The organism is Brenneria sp. L4-2C (assembly GCF_040240335.1).
GTDB lineage: Bacteria > Pseudomonadota > Gammaproteobacteria > Enterobacterales > Enterobacteriaceae > Brenneria.
Genome location: NZ_JBEIAC010000003.1, coordinates 359987 through 376304, shown reverse-complemented (window position 1 = coordinate 376304; position 16318 = coordinate 359987). Strand labels below are relative to the sequence as shown.

The 16318-nt window shown below is 55.4% G+C and carries 16 protein-coding genes; 12 read left to right on the top strand and 4 right to left on the bottom strand.

The genetic code is table 11. The features are described 5' to 3' along the window. Positions 1-142 precede the first annotated feature (142 nt). From trmB to ABRZ26_RS07780, 3 genes are all read left to right on the top strand, one after another. Positions 143-862 (top strand): tRNA (guanosine(46)-N7)-methyltransferase TrmB, encoded by a 720-nt coding sequence (gene trmB / locus ABRZ26_RS07790; protein WP_319603674.1) that lies wholly within the window; start codon positions 143-145, stop codon positions 860-862. Beyond that, the gene (locus ABRZ26_RS07785; RefSeq protein WP_319603673.1) at positions 862-1206 is read left to right on the top strand and encodes a YggL family protein; all 345 of its coding nucleotides are present in this window, start codon (positions 862-864) and stop codon (positions 1204-1206) included. The genes trmB and ABRZ26_RS07785 overlap by 1 nt, the downstream gene beginning before the upstream one ends. A 101-nt stretch (positions 1207-1307) precedes the next feature. Continuing rightward, the gene (locus tag ABRZ26_RS07780; RefSeq protein WP_319603672.1) at positions 1308-2021 is read left to right on the top strand and encodes a YggN family protein; all 714 of its coding nucleotides are present in this window, start codon (positions 1308-1310) and stop codon (positions 2019-2021) included. Positions 2022-2206: 185 nt separating this feature from the next. Here the strand turns inward: ABRZ26_RS07780 and ABRZ26_RS07775 are convergent, their stop codons facing one another. From ABRZ26_RS07775 to mutH, 4 genes are all read right to left on the bottom strand, one after another. After that, on the bottom strand, positions 2207-3247 hold the full coding sequence (locus ABRZ26_RS07775) for an NADP(H)-dependent aldo-keto reductase (protein ID WP_319603671.1): 1041 nt from the start codon (positions 3245-3247) through the stop codon (positions 2207-2209). A gap of 206 nt (positions 3248-3453) precedes the next feature. Continuing rightward, on the bottom strand, positions 3454-3672 hold the full coding sequence (locus tag ABRZ26_RS07770; protein ID WP_319603708.1) for a YgdI/YgdR family lipoprotein: 219 nt from the start codon (positions 3670-3672) through the stop codon (positions 3454-3456). A 178-nt stretch (positions 3673-3850) separates the two neighbouring features. Further along, a complete protein-coding gene (locus ABRZ26_RS07765; RefSeq protein WP_319603670.1) occupies positions 3851-4558 on the bottom strand; it encodes a TerC family protein in 708 nt (235 codons plus the stop codon). A gap of 81 nt (positions 4559-4639) precedes the next feature. Further along, on the bottom strand, positions 4640-5326 hold the full coding sequence (gene mutH / locus ABRZ26_RS07760) for a DNA mismatch repair endonuclease MutH (protein ID WP_319603669.1): 687 nt from the start codon (positions 5324-5326) through the stop codon (positions 4640-4642). A gap of 697 nt (positions 5327-6023) precedes the next feature. Between mutH and rppH the strand changes: the two genes are divergently transcribed. The 9 genes from rppH (at position 6024) to recC (ending at position 16262) form a co-directional block, all read left to right on the top strand. Next, the gene (gene rppH / locus ABRZ26_RS07755) at positions 6024-6554 is read left to right on the top strand and encodes an RNA pyrophosphohydrolase (RefSeq protein WP_319603668.1); all 531 of its coding nucleotides are present in this window, start codon (positions 6024-6026) and stop codon (positions 6552-6554) included. A 12-nt stretch (positions 6555-6566) separates the two neighbouring features. Then, positions 6567-8813, top strand: a complete 2247-nt coding sequence (ptsP, locus tag ABRZ26_RS07750; RefSeq protein ID WP_319603667.1) for a phosphoenolpyruvate--protein phosphotransferase — start codon at positions 6567-6569, stop codon at positions 8811-8813. 162 nt (positions 8814-8975) lie between these two features. Beyond that, a complete protein-coding gene (gene lgt / locus ABRZ26_RS07745) occupies positions 8976-9842 on the top strand; it encodes a prolipoprotein diacylglyceryl transferase (RefSeq protein ID WP_319603666.1) in 867 nt (288 codons plus the stop codon). Positions 9843-9878: 36 nt separating this feature from the next. After that, positions 9879-10673 (top strand): thymidylate synthase, encoded by a 795-nt coding sequence (gene thyA / locus ABRZ26_RS07740; protein ID WP_319603665.1) that lies wholly within the window; start codon positions 9879-9881, stop codon positions 10671-10673. Between the two features lie 188 nt (positions 10674-10861). Further along, a complete protein-coding gene (locus tag ABRZ26_RS07735) occupies positions 10862-11383 on the top strand; it encodes a prepilin peptidase-dependent protein (protein WP_319603664.1) in 522 nt (173 codons plus the stop codon). Beyond that, positions 11377-11955 (top strand): prepilin peptidase-dependent protein, encoded by a 579-nt coding sequence (locus ABRZ26_RS07730; protein ID WP_319603663.1) that lies wholly within the window; start codon positions 11377-11379, stop codon positions 11953-11955. The genes ABRZ26_RS07735 and ABRZ26_RS07730 overlap by 7 nt, the downstream gene beginning before the upstream one ends. Next, positions 11952-12407: a YgdB family protein gene (locus ABRZ26_RS07725; RefSeq protein WP_319603662.1), complete on the top strand. Its 456-nt coding sequence runs from the start codon at positions 11952-11954 to the stop codon at positions 12405-12407. Before ABRZ26_RS07730 ends, ABRZ26_RS07725 begins: the two co-directional genes overlap by 4 nt. Continuing rightward, positions 12391-12789, top strand: coding sequence for a prepilin-type N-terminal cleavage/methylation domain-containing protein (locus ABRZ26_RS07720; protein WP_319603661.1), 399 nt, complete (start codon positions 12391-12393; stop codon positions 12787-12789). Before ABRZ26_RS07725 ends, ABRZ26_RS07720 begins: the two co-directional genes overlap by 17 nt. Positions 12790-12872: 83 nt before the next feature. Continuing rightward, on the top strand, positions 12873-16262 hold the full coding sequence (gene recC, locus ABRZ26_RS07715; RefSeq protein WP_319603660.1) for an exodeoxyribonuclease V subunit gamma: 3390 nt from the start codon (positions 12873-12875) through the stop codon (positions 16260-16262). Positions 16263-16318: the final 56 nt, after the last annotated feature.

Below are 16318 nucleotides of genomic sequence, written 5' to 3'. Positions count from 1 at the left end.
GTAAAAAGTTTGACAGCGATTCCAGCACAGAGTGAATGTGCTGTAAACCGGAACTTTCCGAGGCGGCGCTCTTGCTAAACCACAGTATCCTTGCATAATGCGCGTTTCCTTAACGAAATCGGACAGACAGTAAACACTCTTTATGATTAATAACGTCATCTCACCGGAATTTGATGAAAACGGACGCCCGCTGCGTCGCATACGCAGTTTTGTTCGCCGACAGGGGCGTTTGACCAACGGGCAACAACAGGCGCTGGATAACTATTGGCCGGTGATGGGCGTAGCGTTTCAGGCCGAACCGCTGGCGTTTACCTCGCTGTTCGGCCGTGATGCGCCGGTGGTGCTGGAGATCGGTTTCGGTATGGGCGCGTCGCTGGTGACGATGGCGGCGCAGCATCCGGAACAGAATTTCCTCGGCATTGAGGTGCATCTGCCGGGCGTCGGCGCGTGCCTTTCTTCCGCGCATGAGGCGGAGGTCGGCAACCTGCGCGTCATGTGTCATGACGCGGTGGAAGTGCTGGAAAGCATGATCCCCGACGGTTCGCTGTCGATGGTGCAGCTTTTCTTTCCCGACCCGTGGCATAAAGCCCGACATAACAAGCGCCGTATTGTGCAGGTTCCGTTCGTTGAACTGGTGCTGCGCAAATTAAAGGTCGGCGGTGTTTTCCATATGGCGACGGACTGGGAACCTTATGCCCAGCATATGCTCGAAGTGATGGGCTCCGTCGCAGGATATCGTAATCTTTCCGATAATAATGACTATGTTGCGCGGCCGGAATCACGTCCGCTGACGAAATTTGAAGCTCGCGGCCAGCGTTTAGGGCATGGCGTTTGGGATCTGATGTTTGAGAGGATGAAATAATGGCACAAGCTCGTAGCCGTCGTTTACGTAAAAAACTACACATTGATGAGTTTCAGGAACTGGGATTTTCCGTGAGTTGGCGCTTCCCCGAAGGGACCAGCGTTGACGATATCGATCGGATGATGGATAAGTTCGTTGATGACGTGATTGAGCCCAACGGGCTGGCGTTCGAAGGCAGCGGTTATCTGCAATGGCAGGGGCTGGTCTGCCTACAGGAAATCGGTCACTGCACGGACGAGCACCGCCTGTTGGTCGGTCACTGGCTGGAAGGTCAAAGTCTGACGGACGTGAAGGTCAGTGAACTGTTTGATATCTGGTGGGATTTGCCAGAGGAACTGATCTAGATCTTGCTCAGGCTGGTTAACCGCGCCGTTATCCAGCCGCTTTCCGCCCCGCGACGGGCGGACCGTTCACCGTCCCCTCGCTGTTTCCCTCAGGAGAAAATATGCTGCGTAAAATGACTCTGGGTTTATTGATGATGTTAGCCTGGCAGGCTCAGGCCGCCTACCAGTGTAATGTTAATCCGCAGGACGATATCGTTATCAGTCCGCAACATGTGCAGGTCATCGGCGCCAGCGGAAATTTACAGATATCTCCGCAGGGCGACATTATACGTAACGGCGTGCCGCAGACGCTTAGCGCCGAGCAGCGCCGGCAGTCCAAAGCCTATCAGGCGGATTTACGCCAGCAGCTTCCCTGGATCGATCAGGGCGCGCGGCAGCATCTGGAAAAAGCGCGCGTGGCGCTGGATAAAGTGATTGTGCAGGAACTGGGCAGCGACAGTAACGTGCGTAACCGGCTGACCACGCTGAATGGACAGCTCAAACAGCAGATGAATCGCATTATCGAACAGCGCAGCGATGGCCTGACTTTCCACCATCAGGCGATTAAGCAGGTTGAACAGGACGGCAAGCAGATCGTCGAGCAAAGCATGGGCGGCGTATTGCAAGACAGCCTGAACGAAATGGGCGTCAAGCAGATGTCGAGCGGCGGCAATCCGCTACAGGTGATGATGGGCAATCTCGGTGGTTTGCAGAAAGCCATTCAGAGCGAGTGGAACAACCAGGAAATGGCGTTTCAGAGCTTCGGCAACGAGGTGTGCGGCCGGGTCACCTCGCTGGAGAATCAGCGTAAAAGTTTGCTGCAAACCTTGAAATAATTCTCTTGCCCTTATCCCCGCCTACTGCCGCGGGGATGACGGGATTGGGCCGCAGGGATGACGGATTGGGCCGCGGGGATGACGGGATTGGATCGCGGGGATAACGTGGTTGAACCGCAGGGATGACGGATTGGGGCGCAGGGGATGGCGGGATTGGGCCACAGTGGATGGCCCGGTTTCGGTCTTTAAGGCGCCGGAATGGTAAAGCGGCGGTGGATTGCCTCCAGCTCGTCCAGTATTTCTCTATCCAACGTGAGCGCCAGGCTGTCGAGGTTGGTCTGCAACTGCTCCACCGACGTCGCGCCCAGCAGCGTGGTTGCGACAAACGGTTGCTGGCGCACGAAAGCCAGCGCCATTTGCGCCGGATCCAGGCCGTGTTTGCGCGCCAGCGCTACATATTCGGCAATCGCCTGTTCAGTATGCGAACCGCTATAGCGCACAAAGCGGCTGAACAGCGTGTTGCGTGCGCCGGCTGGCTTCGCGCCGTTAAGATATTTCCCGGTCAGCGTGCCGAATGCCAGCGCGGAATAGGCCAATAGCTCAATGCCTTCATGCTGGCTGATCTCCGCCAGACCCACTTCAAAACTACGGTTCAGCAAACTATAGGGGTTTTGAATCGACACAATGCGCGGCAGGTCGTGTTTCTCCGCCAGATGCAGATAACGCATTACGCCCCATGGGGTTTCGTTGGACACGCCGATATAACGGATTTTCCCAGCCCGCACCTGTTCGTTCAGGGCTTCCAGCGTTTCCAATAACGTCACGGCCGGTTTGTCATCCGTATACTGATACCTCAGTTTGCCGAAGCAGTTGGTTTGCCGCTGCGGCCAGTGCAGTTGATATAAATCGAGATAATCGGTGTTCAGACGCCTCAGGCTTTCATCCAGCGCGTCGCGGATGTTTTTTCGATCCAGCGCCTGCTGCGGGCGGATGCCGCTATCGTTGCCGCGAACCGGGCCGGCCACTTTGCTGGCCAGAATCAGTTTTTCACGTCCGCCCCGGGATTTCAGCCAGGAACCAATATAGCTTTCGGTTAATCCCTGGGTTTCCGGCCGCGGCGGCACCGGATACATTTCGGCGGTGTCAATCAGGTTGACGCCGGCGGCTATGGCGTGATCCAGTTGCGCATGCGCTTCGGCTTCGCTGTTTTGTTCGCCAAAGGTCATGGTGCCAAGACCCAGAACACTCACTTCTAAAGCACTGTGGGGAATTCGGTGATATAGCATTGCCAGCTTCCTTTATCTCTGAGAACGGCAGGTGCGCATCTATACTCGTCATGCTGCAAGTCGCAGGGGTTGGCTTCCTGCATCTTGAAAGCGCTTGGGTATCAACACCTGGGTTTGACTATAACGAAGCCGCGCCGTGTGGGGAAGCGTCTTTATTGTCTAAAACTGCGGGGGCGTATCGAAAGGTTGCCTGAAAATAGTGAAAATCAGCGTTCGATTATCTGGGAAACCCGATCGTTGTTAATGTGTTTCTCGTTACCCTCTTCGTCAATGTAGGCGATCATGCCGGTATCCTTGTCCAGGATCGGTTTACTGTGCGTCAGCAGCATCTCTCCCTCTTTCGTCGCAATCACGTAGTTACTGGCGCAGCCGCACAGGGTGAACAATAACGCGAGCGTGACCGCCATTTTCATCCAAACTTTCATCATCATTACCTGTTGCCGATAGTCAAAACGGAGCTATTGCGCGAGTCTAACAAATAGAGTGTTAAGGTTGAGTAAGAATAGTGGGAAAACCCCGTCAGGGATTTGAGATTTAATGATCAAGCGCGCAAGGTCGCCATGAATGCCCCCCTGGTCCGTGGGGGGCGATTTCCTTAATCCGTCACTTGGTTTTTTTACCGCGCAGCAGATTCAGCGCTTCCACCGACATGGAGAAGAACATGGCGAAATAGATGTAGCCTTTCGGTACATGCACATCGAGGCTTTCCAGAATCAGGGTGAATCCCACCAGGATCAGAAATGCCAGCGCCAGCATTTTGACCGACGGGTGACGCTCCACAAACTCGCCGATGGCCCGGGCGGAAAACATCATGACGCCAACCGCAATGATCACTGCCGCCATCATGATAAACAGATGGTCGGAAAGACCAACGGCGGTAATCACCGAGTCCAGGCTGAAGATGATATCCAGCAGCATGATCTGAACGATCGCGCCGAAAAAGGAATGCACCTGCGAGACGTGATCTTCAGAACCGCCATCCACCATGTCGTGAATTTCCCTGATCGACTTCCAGATCAGGAATAATCCGCCGAAAAACAGGATCAGGTCGCGCGTGGAGATCTCATTGTCTAATACGGTAAACAACGGATTGGTCAGGCGGATAACCCAGGCGATGGACGCCAGCAATCCCAGACGCATAAGCATGGCGCCCATGAGTCCTATACGACGCGCTTTATTTTGTTGAGCTTTGGGTAATTTGGCGACAACTAACGACAGAAAAATAATGTTGTCGATACCCAGAACGATTTCCAGAATAGTTAGCGTACCCAGAGCTAACCAGGCATTCGGGTCAACAATCCAATCGAACATTATATCAAAGCACCTTAAACGAAATGTAAACGATATTATACGCTGCTGTCTTGGTGAGCAGGCAAGAAAAAGCGTCGCAGGTTACAGCAGAAAATGGCGCGCCAGCAAGGGGGCGGTAAATGTTTTCTTTAAGTAGAATCCGCGGGGCAAGGTCAGAATCGGTTGTCCGAACTCGCCGATCGCTTCCGTCAACGCATGGCTATTCGCCGCTTTGGGACGCAATTGCAGCACTTCGCCGTGGCGCGCGGTGATGCTTTCCACCCGGCCGAGAACAATCAGGTCCATCAGTTCTTCCCAGTCGCGCCGCAGTTGCTCTTCCTCTTCCCGGCTGGGGCTCCAGATAAGCGGCGCGCCGATACGACGTGCGCCCAGAGGGATGTGCCGCGAGCCTTCGACCGGTATCCATAACACCCGCGCCAGCTTATGGCGAACGTGGCAGCTTTCCCAGGTGACGCCGCTGTTGCCGGTTAACGGCGCAACGCATACGAAGGTGGTCTCCAGCGGCCGTCCCTGTTCGTCAATGGGGATGGTCTTCAGTTCAATGCCGATATCGGGGAAATCCTGTTCCGGTTTACTGCCGGCGCTGGCGCCCAGAAAGTGCTCCAGCAGGATGCCGATCCACCCTTTATCCCGTTTCAGATTCGCCGGCAGAGGCAGTCGCGCGATGTCCGCCAGCTCGGCCAAATTGTAGCCCGCCAGCGACTGGGCGCGCAGCAACAGTTCCTGCTCGCTCTGCGGCGGCGTAGCGGATACGGAGGGTGAATTCATAAAATCCATAGCCTGATTTTTTCTGTTCAAAAAAAACACAATGCTTGAAACGCATTCGTGCACAAGCGGAAAGTCTGTTGAGAAACTCAATAATAGCATGATTCATAGCGATTTTTTTAAGTACAATCCCGCTTGCCGATTCGCGTTTCGTAAACTGTGCACTTGTAGACGCTAACAATGAACAGGATCTTACACCATCTTATCCACAGATTTATTGGATAACCCGGATAAAGAGGGATTACTGGTTTGATTTACAGCCTTGACGCGCGGGGATTTTGCTGTTTTTGTCTGTTTTTTGCCTGATGAGGGATAAGGTTCTGTGGATAAAACCGGCATAGCGCGATCTTTCGCCACTATTTCGGCGATGGTCGTTCACTCAGAGGATCTCTCAGTGATCTAGCTGTTAAGAAAATACCTAATTTTATGAAAAATAATAATTATTTTTTTATTTTCCGCGGGGCGGTTTTTAACTGAAAAATAAGTTTTACTCACTTTTTCATGGGTTCTGCACAAAGATGTCCACAGAAATAGTGAATAAAACGGCGATATTGAACTTAACATGTTTATAACTTTGATGAAGTCTGTGGGTTATCTGACTCTTATTAGAACGATAACTGTTCCAAGCAGTGGTTTACCGTCTGGCGGGAGTGTGAAACAATCAAGTTATCTTTGCATTTAAGTCTATCGAGGTAGTCCGGTGATCGATGATGATGGCTACCGCCCGAATGTTGGCATTGTAATTTGTAATCGGCAGGGACAGGTCTTGTGGGCCCGTCGTTACGGTCAGCACTCCTGGCAGTTTCCCCAGGGGGGAATTAACCCCGGAGAAAGCGCGGAACAGGCGATGTACCGTGAACTGTATGAGGAAGTGGGGTTAAGAAGAAAAGATGTTCGTATTCTGGCCTCTACCCGTAGCTGGTTACGCTATAAATTACCAAAACGTTTGGTGCGTTGGGATACAAAACCGGTATGTATCGGCCAAAAGCAAAAATGGTTTCTGCTACAGTTAATGTGTAATGAGTCGGACATCAATATGCAAAGCAGTGGCACGCCTGAGTTCGATGGTTGGCGCTGGGTCAGTTACTGGTACCCGGTTCGTCAGGTTGTTTCTTTCAAACGCGATGTTTATCGTCGGGTGATGAAGGAATTTATCAGCCCGGTGATACAACTTCAGGAGAATACCGCGGTTCGGACGTCGTCGTCCGGCTTTCGGCGAAAAAGAGGGTAATACAGGCTCATCATGCTCACGCGCTTGCGAGAAATTGTCGAAAAAGTAGCGGCGGCGGCCCGCCTTAATGATGCGCTGGAAATTCTGGTCAATGAAACCTGCCAGGCAATGGACACGGAAGTCTGTTCAATTTATCTGGCCGATCACGATCATCAATGTTACTACCTGATGGCGACGCGCGGATTGAAAAAACCGCGCGGACGCGCCGTCACGCTCGCCTTCGGACAAGGCGTGGTCGGGCTGGTGGGACAGCGCGCCGAGCCGATTAACCTGGCCGATGCCCGCGCTCATCCCAGCTTCAAATATATTCCCGCCGTACAAGAACAGCATTTCCGCTCTTTTCTGGGCGTGCCGGTTATTCACCGCCGCCAGTTGCTGGGCGTTTTGGTGGTGCAGCAGCGCGAGCATCGTCAGTTTGATAAAAACGAAGAGTCGTTTATGGTCACGCTGGCGACGCAGATGGCGGCCATCCTTTCCCTGTCGCAGATTAAAACCTTGTTTGGCCGCTACCGTCAGGCGCGGATAAAGGCGCTGGCGGCCTCGCCCGGCGTCGCGCTGGCGCCGGGCTGGTGCGACTGTAGCCAGCCTTCGCTGGAACATGTTTTCCCGGCTTCCAGTCTGAATAGCGAGCGGGAGCGAGGGAGATTAACGCAGGCTTTGGAAGAAGCGACGACGGAGTTCCGCCGCTTCAGCAAGCGTTTCAGCGCCGGCGCGCAAAAAGAGAGCGCCGCCATTTTTGATTTGTACACCCACTTGCTGAACGATGCGCGCCTCAAGCGCGAGCTGTTTCAGGAAGTGGATGCCGGTAATGCGGCGGAGTGGGCCGTCAAGCTGGTGATTGAACGTTTCGCCGCGCAGTTTTCCAATTTGCAGGATACCTATCTGCGGGAACGCGCCGGCGACTTGCGCGCATTAGGGCAACGGCTGCTGTTCCACCTTGACGATAACGCGCAAAGTATCGGGCAATGGCCTGAACGCTTTATTCTGGTTGCCGATGAGCTGACGGCGACGCTGTTGGCGGAACTGCCGCAGGAACGGCTGGCGGGCGTCGTGGTATCCGACGGCGCGGCGAATTCGCATGCGGCGATTCTGGCGCGCGCCATGGGGATCCCTACCCTGGTCGGCGTCGATATTGAACCGGATCAGCTTAATCAACGTTTACTGATTATCGATGGTTATCGCGGCGAGCTGCTGGTGGATCCCGAACCGGCGCTGGTGCAGGAATATCAGCGGCTGTTGGTTGAAGAGCATGAGTTAACGCGTTTAGCCGAAGATGACGTTGAGCGCCCGGCCGCCTTGAAAAGCGGTGAGCGTGTCAAAGTGATGCTGAATGCCGGGTTAAGCACGGATCATGAGAAATTCTACATTAATCAGGTTGATGGGGTAGGGCTGTATCGCACCGAGATCCCGTTCATGCTGCAAAGCGGCTTTCCGTCCGAAGATGAACAGACGGCGCAATATCAGAGTATGTTGCAACTCTATCCGACGCGTCCGGTGACGTTGCGCACGTTGGATATCGGCGCGGATAAGCCCTTGCCTTATTTGCCCATCAGTGAAGAGAACCCTTGTCTTGGCTGGCGCGGTATTCGCATCACCCTCGATCAGCCGGAAATATTTTTAATCCAAATTCGCGCCATGCTGCGTGCGAATGCGCATATCGGCAATTTGAATATTTTATTGCCGATGGTCAGCAGCCTGGATGAAATCGACGAGGCCCGCGGTTTGATCGAACAGGCGATAAGCGAAGTGGAAGAGCTGATGGGATTCCCGCAGCCTAAACCGCGCATCGGCATCATGATCGAAGTGCCGTCCATGGTTTTTCTGCTGCCGCATCTGGCATCCCGCGTCGACTTTGTTTCCGTCGGCTCCAACGACCTGACGCAGTATTTACTGGCGGCGGATCGTAACAACACCCATGTGGCTTCGCTGTATGACAGCCTGCATCCGTCGATGCTCCAGGTATTGCATATCATTGCCACCGAGTGTCTCCGTCATAACATTCCGTGCTCTGTGTGCGGCGAGATGGCCGGCGAACCGCTGGGCGCCTTAATGCTGATGGGGTTGGGATATCGCTCGCTCAGCATGAATGGGCGCAGCGTCGCGCGCATTAAATATCTGCTGCGGCAGATCGAATTAGCCGAGGTGCGAACGCTGGCGCACAAGCTGTTGCAAGCCCAGAGCGCCAAGGAAGTCCGGCAATGGGCCTCAATTTTTATTGAAGAACGCGGGCTGGGCGGTTTGATTCGCGGCGGTCGCTAAACGGCGGATCGTAAATGCTTTACAGAACTTTTCCTATACGGATAACCACCGGATTCGGCGCGCTATGTTATGATTCGCCACCTCGGTTGGCTGGCGAACGCCCCGTCTTAACCGATCAATATTCCCTGCCCGGGGACAATACAACAAAATATGTGGTGAACGATGACGACGAGCTATCTGGCGTTTCCTCAGTTTGATCCGGTGATTTTTTCCATTGGACCTGTGGCCTTACACTGGTATGGACTGATGTATTTGGTTGGGTTTGTGTTTGCCATGTGGCTGGCTATTCGCCGGGCCAACAAACCCGGCAGCGGCTGGAAGAGGGATGAAGTTGAAAACCTGTTGTATATGGGCTTCCTCGGGGTGTTTGTCGGCGGTCGCCTGGGCTATGTCTTGTTCTATGCGTTCCCGTCGTTTTTGGAAAATCCGCTCTATTTATTCAAAGTCTGGGACGGCGGTATGTCGTTCCATGGCGGTCTGGTCGGCGTCATCTGCGTGATGCTGTGGTTCGCTCGCCGCACGAAACGTCATTTCTTCCAGGTGGCTGATTTCATTGCGCCGCTTATCCCGTTTGGCCTGGGGGCCGGGCGCCTGGGCAACTTTATTAACGGCGAACTGTGGGGACGCGTGACCACCGATACGCCGTGGGCGATGCTGTTTCCGGGATCGCGCAGTGAAGATCTGGCGCTGGCGGCCGGCAATCCGCAATGGCAGGCCATGTTCAACCAGTACGGCATGCTGCCGCGCCATCCCTCTCAGCTGTATCAGATGGCGCTTGAGGGCATCGCGCTGTTTATCATATTGAATCTGTTTATCCGTAAACCGCGCCCGATGGGCAGCGTTTCCGGGCTGTTCCTGATCGGCTACGGCGTTTTCCGCATCATTACGGAATTTTTCCGCCAGCCGGACGCGCAACTGGGGCTGTTCAGTAATATCTTCAGTATGGGGCAGATCTTGTCGTTGCCGATGGTGATAGCGGGTATCCTGATGATGGTCTGGGCCTATCGACGTCAGCCAGCCCGGCAATAGTCAGACGTAATTTTTTAATATTCGTGGTGAGGTAGTATGAAACAGTATCTGGATCTGATGAAAAAAGTGCTCGATGAAGGAACGCCGAAAGCCGATCGCACAGGCACGGGTACGGTGTCGATTTTCGGTCATCAGATGCGTTTCAATTTGCAGGAAGGGTTTCCGCTGGTAACCACCAAACGTTGCCATCTGCGTTCCATTATTCATGAACTGCTGTGGTTCCTGAAGGGCGATACCAACGTGGCGTATCTGCATGATAACAAAGTCAGTATTTGGGACGAATGGGCGGATGAGAACGGCGATCTCGGCCCGGTCTATGGTAAACAGTGGCGTTCCTGGGGCGCGGCCGACGGGCGCCAGATCGATCAGCTGAAAAATGTGCTGACTCAGTTGAAACAGGATCCCGACTCCCGGCGCATTATCGTTTCCGCCTGGAACGTCGGCGAACTGGACAAGATGGCGCTGGCGCCCTGTCATGCGTTTTTCCAGTTCTACGTCGCTGACGGTAAATTGTCCTGCCAGCTTTATCAGCGTTCGTGCGATGTCTTCCTTGGACTGCCTTTCAATATCGCCAGCTATGCGCTGTTGGTGCATATGGTCGCGCAGCAGTGCGATCTGGCCGTCGGGGATTTTGTCTGGACGGGCGGGGATACGCATCTCTACAACAACCATATGGAACAAACGCAGCTGCAACTAAGCCGCGAACCGCGCGCTCTGCCGAAACTGGTGATTAAACGCCGGCCTGATACGCTGTTTGATTACCGTTTTGAAGATTTTGAAATCGAAGGTTACGAACCCCATCCGGCGATTAAAGCGCCGGTGGCGATTTGATGTCGTAGCGTAAACCGGTCTTTGCTAGCCTGTCTAAAATGCTCTGAAAGGCCGCCTGCGCGGCCTTTTTTCCCATCTTCCCGCATCGTTTTTCAGCCTTTTCATCGTTGCAGACAAATATTGCGCATCGCTACGGAGAAAACAGTTAATTCGCTGTTTTCACTCGCTAAAATCCCTACACTTTCAGCATGAAAACCATCAGTCGAGCAGCGCGGGGATTCACCTTGCTGGAATTATTAGTGGTGATGACGATCGTGGCGTTACTGGCCGGCGGCGGCCTGCATACCTGGAGCGGTTATCGACAGGCGCTGCGTCTGGAGCAAGGCGCGCAGCAATTGCTGGATTTTTTAAACCGGGTTCAGGCGCAGGCGTATTGGCGCAATGAAACGCTGACTGTCCGGCTGGCGCAACAGGGAGAATATTGGTGTATGGAGAGCGATGAGAACGGCGAGCGCGCAGCATCGGGCTGTGCCGAAGGCGGCGGCTGTTGCGACGATAGCGGACGACAATTTACGCGAATGTCCAAAGACCTGGCGCTCACCGAGTCCACCAGCGGGGTGTTCGCTTTTTATGGTCTGCGCAATGCCGCTCAGTCAGGCCATATCACGCTGTCGAATCCGGCGGGAAAAGTGCGCCTGGTGATATCGGTGCGCGGGCGCCTGCGGCTGTGCAGCGAAACGCGGCAGGTTCTGGCTATTCCTTTATGTTAAACATGGCGCAGCGCGGGTTTACCCTGCCGGAAATTCTGCTGGCGCTAAGTCTGGGCAGCCTGATTATGCTGTCTGCGGCGCAGCTCTATCCGCTGCTGCGCGCCAAAAGTCAGAATAGCGCCCAATATTTCAGGCTGGAACAGCTATTCAGCCAGGCCGTCTCCGGCATTGAAAAAGAGGTGCGGCGCGCGGGGTTCTGCGCCGGCGCCTGTCAGGGACGGGCGCTCAGCATCGGGAGGTATCCGGGGGAAATGGCGCAAAGTTGCCTCAATGTGTCGTATGATCTGAACCGCAACGGCAATTGGGATGGCGGCGAACAGCAGGAAGAATCTTTCGGTTATCGCCTGCGGGCCGGCGCGCTGGAGATCCAGAGCGGGGCGCATACCTGTCAGGGCGATCGCTGGGAAAAACTGTTTGACCCGCAAGAGGTGACGCTCACGCTATTTCGCATACAACGTCTGAACGATCGCCCCGGCGCAACGCTGTATCGGCTACAGCTGGCCGGCTACTGGAGCAAACGGCCGATTATTCGGCAAACGGTCTCCCGTTTGATTATGGGGCGTAATCAATGAAAAAATGCGCCCAGTCCGGCGGCGGCACGCTGGCGATGATTATGCTGATATCCATCGTTGGACTACTGTTAATGTCCGGCCTGCAACGTCAGCTTGATGCCGCAATGCGAACGGCGAATGACGAGCGGCACTATCTGCGGGCCTTTAATCAGGCGTTATCCTCCCTGAATTGGGCGCAGAGCCTGCGTTGGCGAGACGCGCAGGCCGGTTGGCAATGTCAGGCGCTTGCAACGGAAGCGCTGAAGGCCTGTCTGAGAAAGGCCTCCGACGAGGAGCAATGGCTGCTGCGCGCAGAGGGGCCAATGCCAGCATCGCCGCGTCCGCTGATGGTATATCGGCGGGTCGTCGCCTTAACGTCGGCGGCGGGGCATGTTACGCTTCAGCCGGTAGCGCGTGGCTGGCTGGATTTTTGCCCGGATAAGGATAGGATGCGCTGTGCCGACGCGGAATAAGGCAAGTCATCGCCGATCGTCGCCGCAAAACGGTTTCAGCTTGCCGGAAACGCTGGCGGCGGCGTTGTTGTTTGCGGTGTCGCTGTTGGGCCTGTTGCAATACCATGACGTCTTGCAACGCGCTTTTCAACATCAGTGGCAACAGCGACAGGCTTGGCGTCTGGTTTCTCAGCAGTTGGATGCTTATGAAGCCGGAATGCGGCACGATACCGTCGTCGCGGCGCCGGGCAGCGGATGGCGCTTTAATCTGCTGGAACAGGCGCAAAGCGCCGATTGTATCAGGGTAACGGCGACGGCGGTCACGCCGCGACAGTATCAGGCGCAACTCACCCGTTGGTTTTGTCAGCCGGCCACGGCTTCGGCGGCATTCGCTCATCCGTAACGGGCGGGCAATCATCCCATCGAGCATGGAAAGCCGCGCTCAGCCGGCCGAGGGGATAAAGAATCAGCAAGACAGGAGCCAGAATGTTCACGGTTTATCATTCAAATCAGCTTGATATCTTAAAACTGCTGATGGTCGAGCTGATTAAACGTCAGCCGCTGGAAGATCCCTTTCAGCAGGAAGTGGTGTTGGTGCAAAGCCCTGGCATGGCGCAGTGGCTGCAAATTGAGCTGGCTGAACATTTCGGCATTGCCGCCAATATCCATTTTCCGCTGCCGGGCGTTTTTCTGTGGGAGATGTGCCGCCTTGTACTGCCCGATATCCCAAAGGAAAGCGCTTTCAGCAAAGACGCCATGACCTGGAAATTGATGCATCTGTTGCCGGAGCAGCTACAGCAGCCGGAGTTCGCCGCGCTGAGCCACTATCTACAGGATGATGACGACCAGCGTAAACTGCACCAGCTTGCCGGGCGCATCGCCGATCTTTTCGATCAATATCTGATCTATCGTCCAAAATGGATTGAAGAGTGGCGGCAGGGGCGGCAGGTCGACGGTCTGGGGGGCAATCAACCCTGGCAGTCGGCCTGCTGGCGCGCGCTGCTGAACTATACCCGCGAGCTGGGGCAGCCGGAGTGGCATCATGCTAATTTGCTTCAGCGTTTTATCAAAAAGCTGGATCAGGCGACGAGCTGTCCGCCGGGATTGCCGCCGCGGATGTTTATCTGCGGGATTTCCGCCTTACCGCCGGTGTATTTGCAGGCCTTGCGGGCGCTGGCGCGGCATATTGACGTGCATCTGCTGTTTACCAACCCGTGCCGCGATTACTGGAGCGACATTCAGGATTATAAATTTTTAGCCAGGCTGAAAACCCGCCGGCGTCGGCTGCACTGCCGGGATAACGCGCAAGCGGAGGATTATCGGCCGCTGTTTCGCGATCCGCAGCAGGCCGATTCTCTGTTTGACCCGGAAGGGCGGCAACAGGTGAATAACCCGCTGCTGGCGTCCTGGGGCAAGTTAGGCCGCGATCACCTTTATCTGCTTGCGGAACTTGATGATGTGCGGGAAGTGGATGCGTTCGTCGAACTGGACAAGGGTAATCTGTTGCAAAGAATACAGCGCGATATCCTGGAGCTGGAGGATCATTGCGCGGTGGCGTTCAGCAAGGATTCTTTGGAAACCAGCGGCCAAAAGCGCCTGTTGGCGCCCGACGATCGATCCATTGATTTGCATGCCTGTCACAGTCCGCAGCGTGAAGTTGAGGTGCTGCACGACCAACTGCTGGCGATGATGGCCGATAACCCGGAGCTCACGCCGCGCGATATTATCGTCATGATGGCGGATATCGACAGCTATACGCCCTTTATTCAGGCGGTGTTCGGCAATGCCGCCGAAGACCGCTATCTGCCTTTCGCCATTTCCGATCGGCGGGCGCGACACGCCCATCCGGCATTACAGGCGGTCATCAGCCTGCTCGATTTACCCAATAGTCGATTTACCGCCGAGCAGGTACTGGCTTTGCTGGAGGTGCCGGCGCTGGCCGCGCGTTTCGGCATTCAGGAAGAAGGGCTGCGGCGCTTACGGCTGTGGGTGGTGGAGTCCGGCATTCGCTGGGGACTGGATGATGACAACGTGCGGGAATTGATGCTGCCGGCGACCGGACAGCATACCTGGCGTTTCGGCCTGACGCGCATGCTGCTGGGCTACGCCATGGACAGCCATGCCGGCGACTGGCGCGGCGTGCTGCCCTATGACGAATCCAACGGTTTGGTCGCCGAGCTGGCCGGTCAACTGGCCGAATTGCTGATGCAGCTTAATCAATGGCGGCACCGTTTGCAGCAATCCCGCACCCTGACCGACTGGCTGCCGTTGTGCCGTCAATTGATTGATACCTTCTTTGCGGCGGACAGCGATACCGAAGCCGCGCTGGCGCTGATCGAAAAACAGTGGCAACAGGTTATCAGCACCGGCGGCGACGCCGGTTATCCGCATCTTGTGCCGGTTTCGCTGCTGCGCGATGAGCTTTCCCACAGGCTCGATCAGGAACGGCTGAGCCAGCGTTTCCTGGCCGGCGCCATCAATTTTTGTACCCTGATGCCGATGCGTTCCATTCCGTTCAAGGTCGTGTGTCTGCTGGGCATGAACGACGGCGTATATCCGCGGACGTTACCGCCGCTAGGGTTCGATCTGATGGGGCGGAAAATTCAGCGCGGCGATCGCAGCCGACGGGACGACGATCGCTATCTGTTTCTGGAGGCGCTGCTTTCGGCGCAGCACAAGCTCTATATCAGCTATATCGGACGTTCGATACAGGATAATACCCGTCGTTATCCTTCCGTATTGGTCAGTGAACTGGTTGAATACATTGCGCAAAGTCATGCTCTGCCGGCTGACCGGGACTGCGATATCGACACCAGCGCGGCGCGCGTCGCCCGCCATCTATGCCACGAACATAGCCGCATGCCGTTCGATGAGCGCAACTTTCTTCCGCCTCGGCCGCAAAGTTTTGCCGCCGAGTGGCTGGCGGCGGCGAATCGACAGGGGCAATCGCAACCCGAATTCGATCGGGAACTGCCTGAGGAGCGTTATCTCGACGTCAGTCTGGACGATCTGAAACGCTTCTATCGTCATCCCGTACGGGCGTTTTTCCAACTGCGTCTGGGCGTCAGCTTCATGCTGCAAAATGACGAACTGCTTGATGAAGAGCCGTTTATCGTGGATAACCTGAGCCGTTATCAACTGAACGCCGAGCTGCTTAATACCCTGATAGAGCAGGGCGAACCGGATCGACTATACCGGCGGGTCCGCGCGGCGGGCGGGCTGCCGTACGGCGCATTCGGCGAACTATACTGGCAGGCGCAGCAGCAGGAGATGTCGGCGCTGGCCGAGCGTATCCGCGAAGAGCTGGCGCCGGGGAAAGCCGGCAGTCTGGAGGTGGATATCCAGCTTGACGGCGTTCGCGTCAGCGGTTGGCTGGCTCAGGTGCAGCATGACGGTTTGCTGCGCTGGCGTCCGGGCAAACTGTCGATGACGGACGGCATGACGCTGTGGTTGGAACATCTGGTCTATTGTCTGGCCGGCGGTCAGGGCGACAGCCGGATGTTCGGTCGCGACAACACCGCCTGGCGTTTTGCCGCCATGCCCGTTGAACAGGCGCGGGAGTCTCTGCAACTGATGCTGTCTGGCTATCAGCAAGGGATGAATAAACCGCTGCTGCTGCTCAATAAGTCGGGCAGCGCGTGGTTATCCCAATGCTATGACCGGGAAAGCGGCGGCATTCAATGGGACGACGACGCGCAAGCCAAGGCGCGCGCCAGGCTGCTACAGGCCTGGCAAGGTAATATGGGGGTGATCGGCGAGGGCGAGGATTACTACCTACAGCGGATTATCCGTGAATTGGATGCCAAACGCATGGACGAAATTATTGCCGCGGCGCAAATCTGGTTACTGCCGCCAATCCGTTCTAATCTGGTTTGATTCATACCCGATAGATTTCAAGAGGAAGCCGACATATCAGCCGCTTGAAAAATAAA

What these genes read in the sequence shown, in the direction of transcription:
- trmB (WP_319603674.1), top strand. Translation starts at nt 143, where the DNA reads ATGATTAATAACGTCATCTCACCGGAATTTGATGAAAACGGACGCCCG.
- ABRZ26_RS07785 (WP_319603673.1), top strand. Translation starts at nt 862, where the DNA reads ATGGCACAAGCTCGTAGCCGTCGTTTACGTAAAAAACTACACATTGAT.
- ABRZ26_RS07780 (WP_319603672.1), top strand. Translation starts at nt 1,308, where the DNA reads ATGCTGCGTAAAATGACTCTGGGTTTATTGATGATGTTAGCCTGGCAG.
- ABRZ26_RS07775 (WP_319603671.1), bottom strand. Translation starts at nt 3,247, where the DNA reads ATGCTATATCACCGAATTCCCCACAGTGCTTTAGAAGTGAGTGTTCTG.
- ABRZ26_RS07770 (WP_319603708.1), bottom strand. Translation starts at nt 3,672, where the DNA reads ATGAAAGTTTGGATGAAAATGGCGGTCACGCTCGCGTTATTGTTCACC.
- ABRZ26_RS07765 (WP_319603670.1), bottom strand. Translation starts at nt 4,558, where the DNA reads ATGTTCGATTGGATTGTTGACCCGAATGCCTGGTTAGCTCTGGGTACG.
- mutH (WP_319603669.1), bottom strand. Translation starts at nt 5,326, where the DNA reads ATGAATTCACCCTCCGTATCCGCTACGCCGCCGCAGAGCGAGCAGGAA.
- ptsP (WP_319603667.1), top strand. Translation starts at nt 6,567, where the DNA reads ATGCTCACGCGCTTGCGAGAAATTGTCGAAAAAGTAGCGGCGGCGGCC.
- lgt (WP_319603666.1), top strand. Translation starts at nt 8,976, where the DNA reads ATGACGACGAGCTATCTGGCGTTTCCTCAGTTTGATCCGGTGATTTTT.
- thyA (WP_319603665.1), top strand. Translation starts at nt 9,879, where the DNA reads ATGAAACAGTATCTGGATCTGATGAAAAAAGTGCTCGATGAAGGAACG.
- ABRZ26_RS07735 (WP_319603664.1), top strand. Translation starts at nt 10,862, where the DNA reads ATGAAAACCATCAGTCGAGCAGCGCGGGGATTCACCTTGCTGGAATTA.
- ABRZ26_RS07730 (WP_319603663.1), top strand. Translation starts at nt 11,377, where the DNA reads ATGTTAAACATGGCGCAGCGCGGGTTTACCCTGCCGGAAATTCTGCTG.
- ABRZ26_RS07725 (WP_319603662.1), top strand. Translation starts at nt 11,952, where the DNA reads ATGAAAAAATGCGCCCAGTCCGGCGGCGGCACGCTGGCGATGATTATG.
- recC (WP_319603660.1), top strand. Translation starts at nt 12,873, where the DNA reads ATGTTCACGGTTTATCATTCAAATCAGCTTGATATCTTAAAACTGCTG.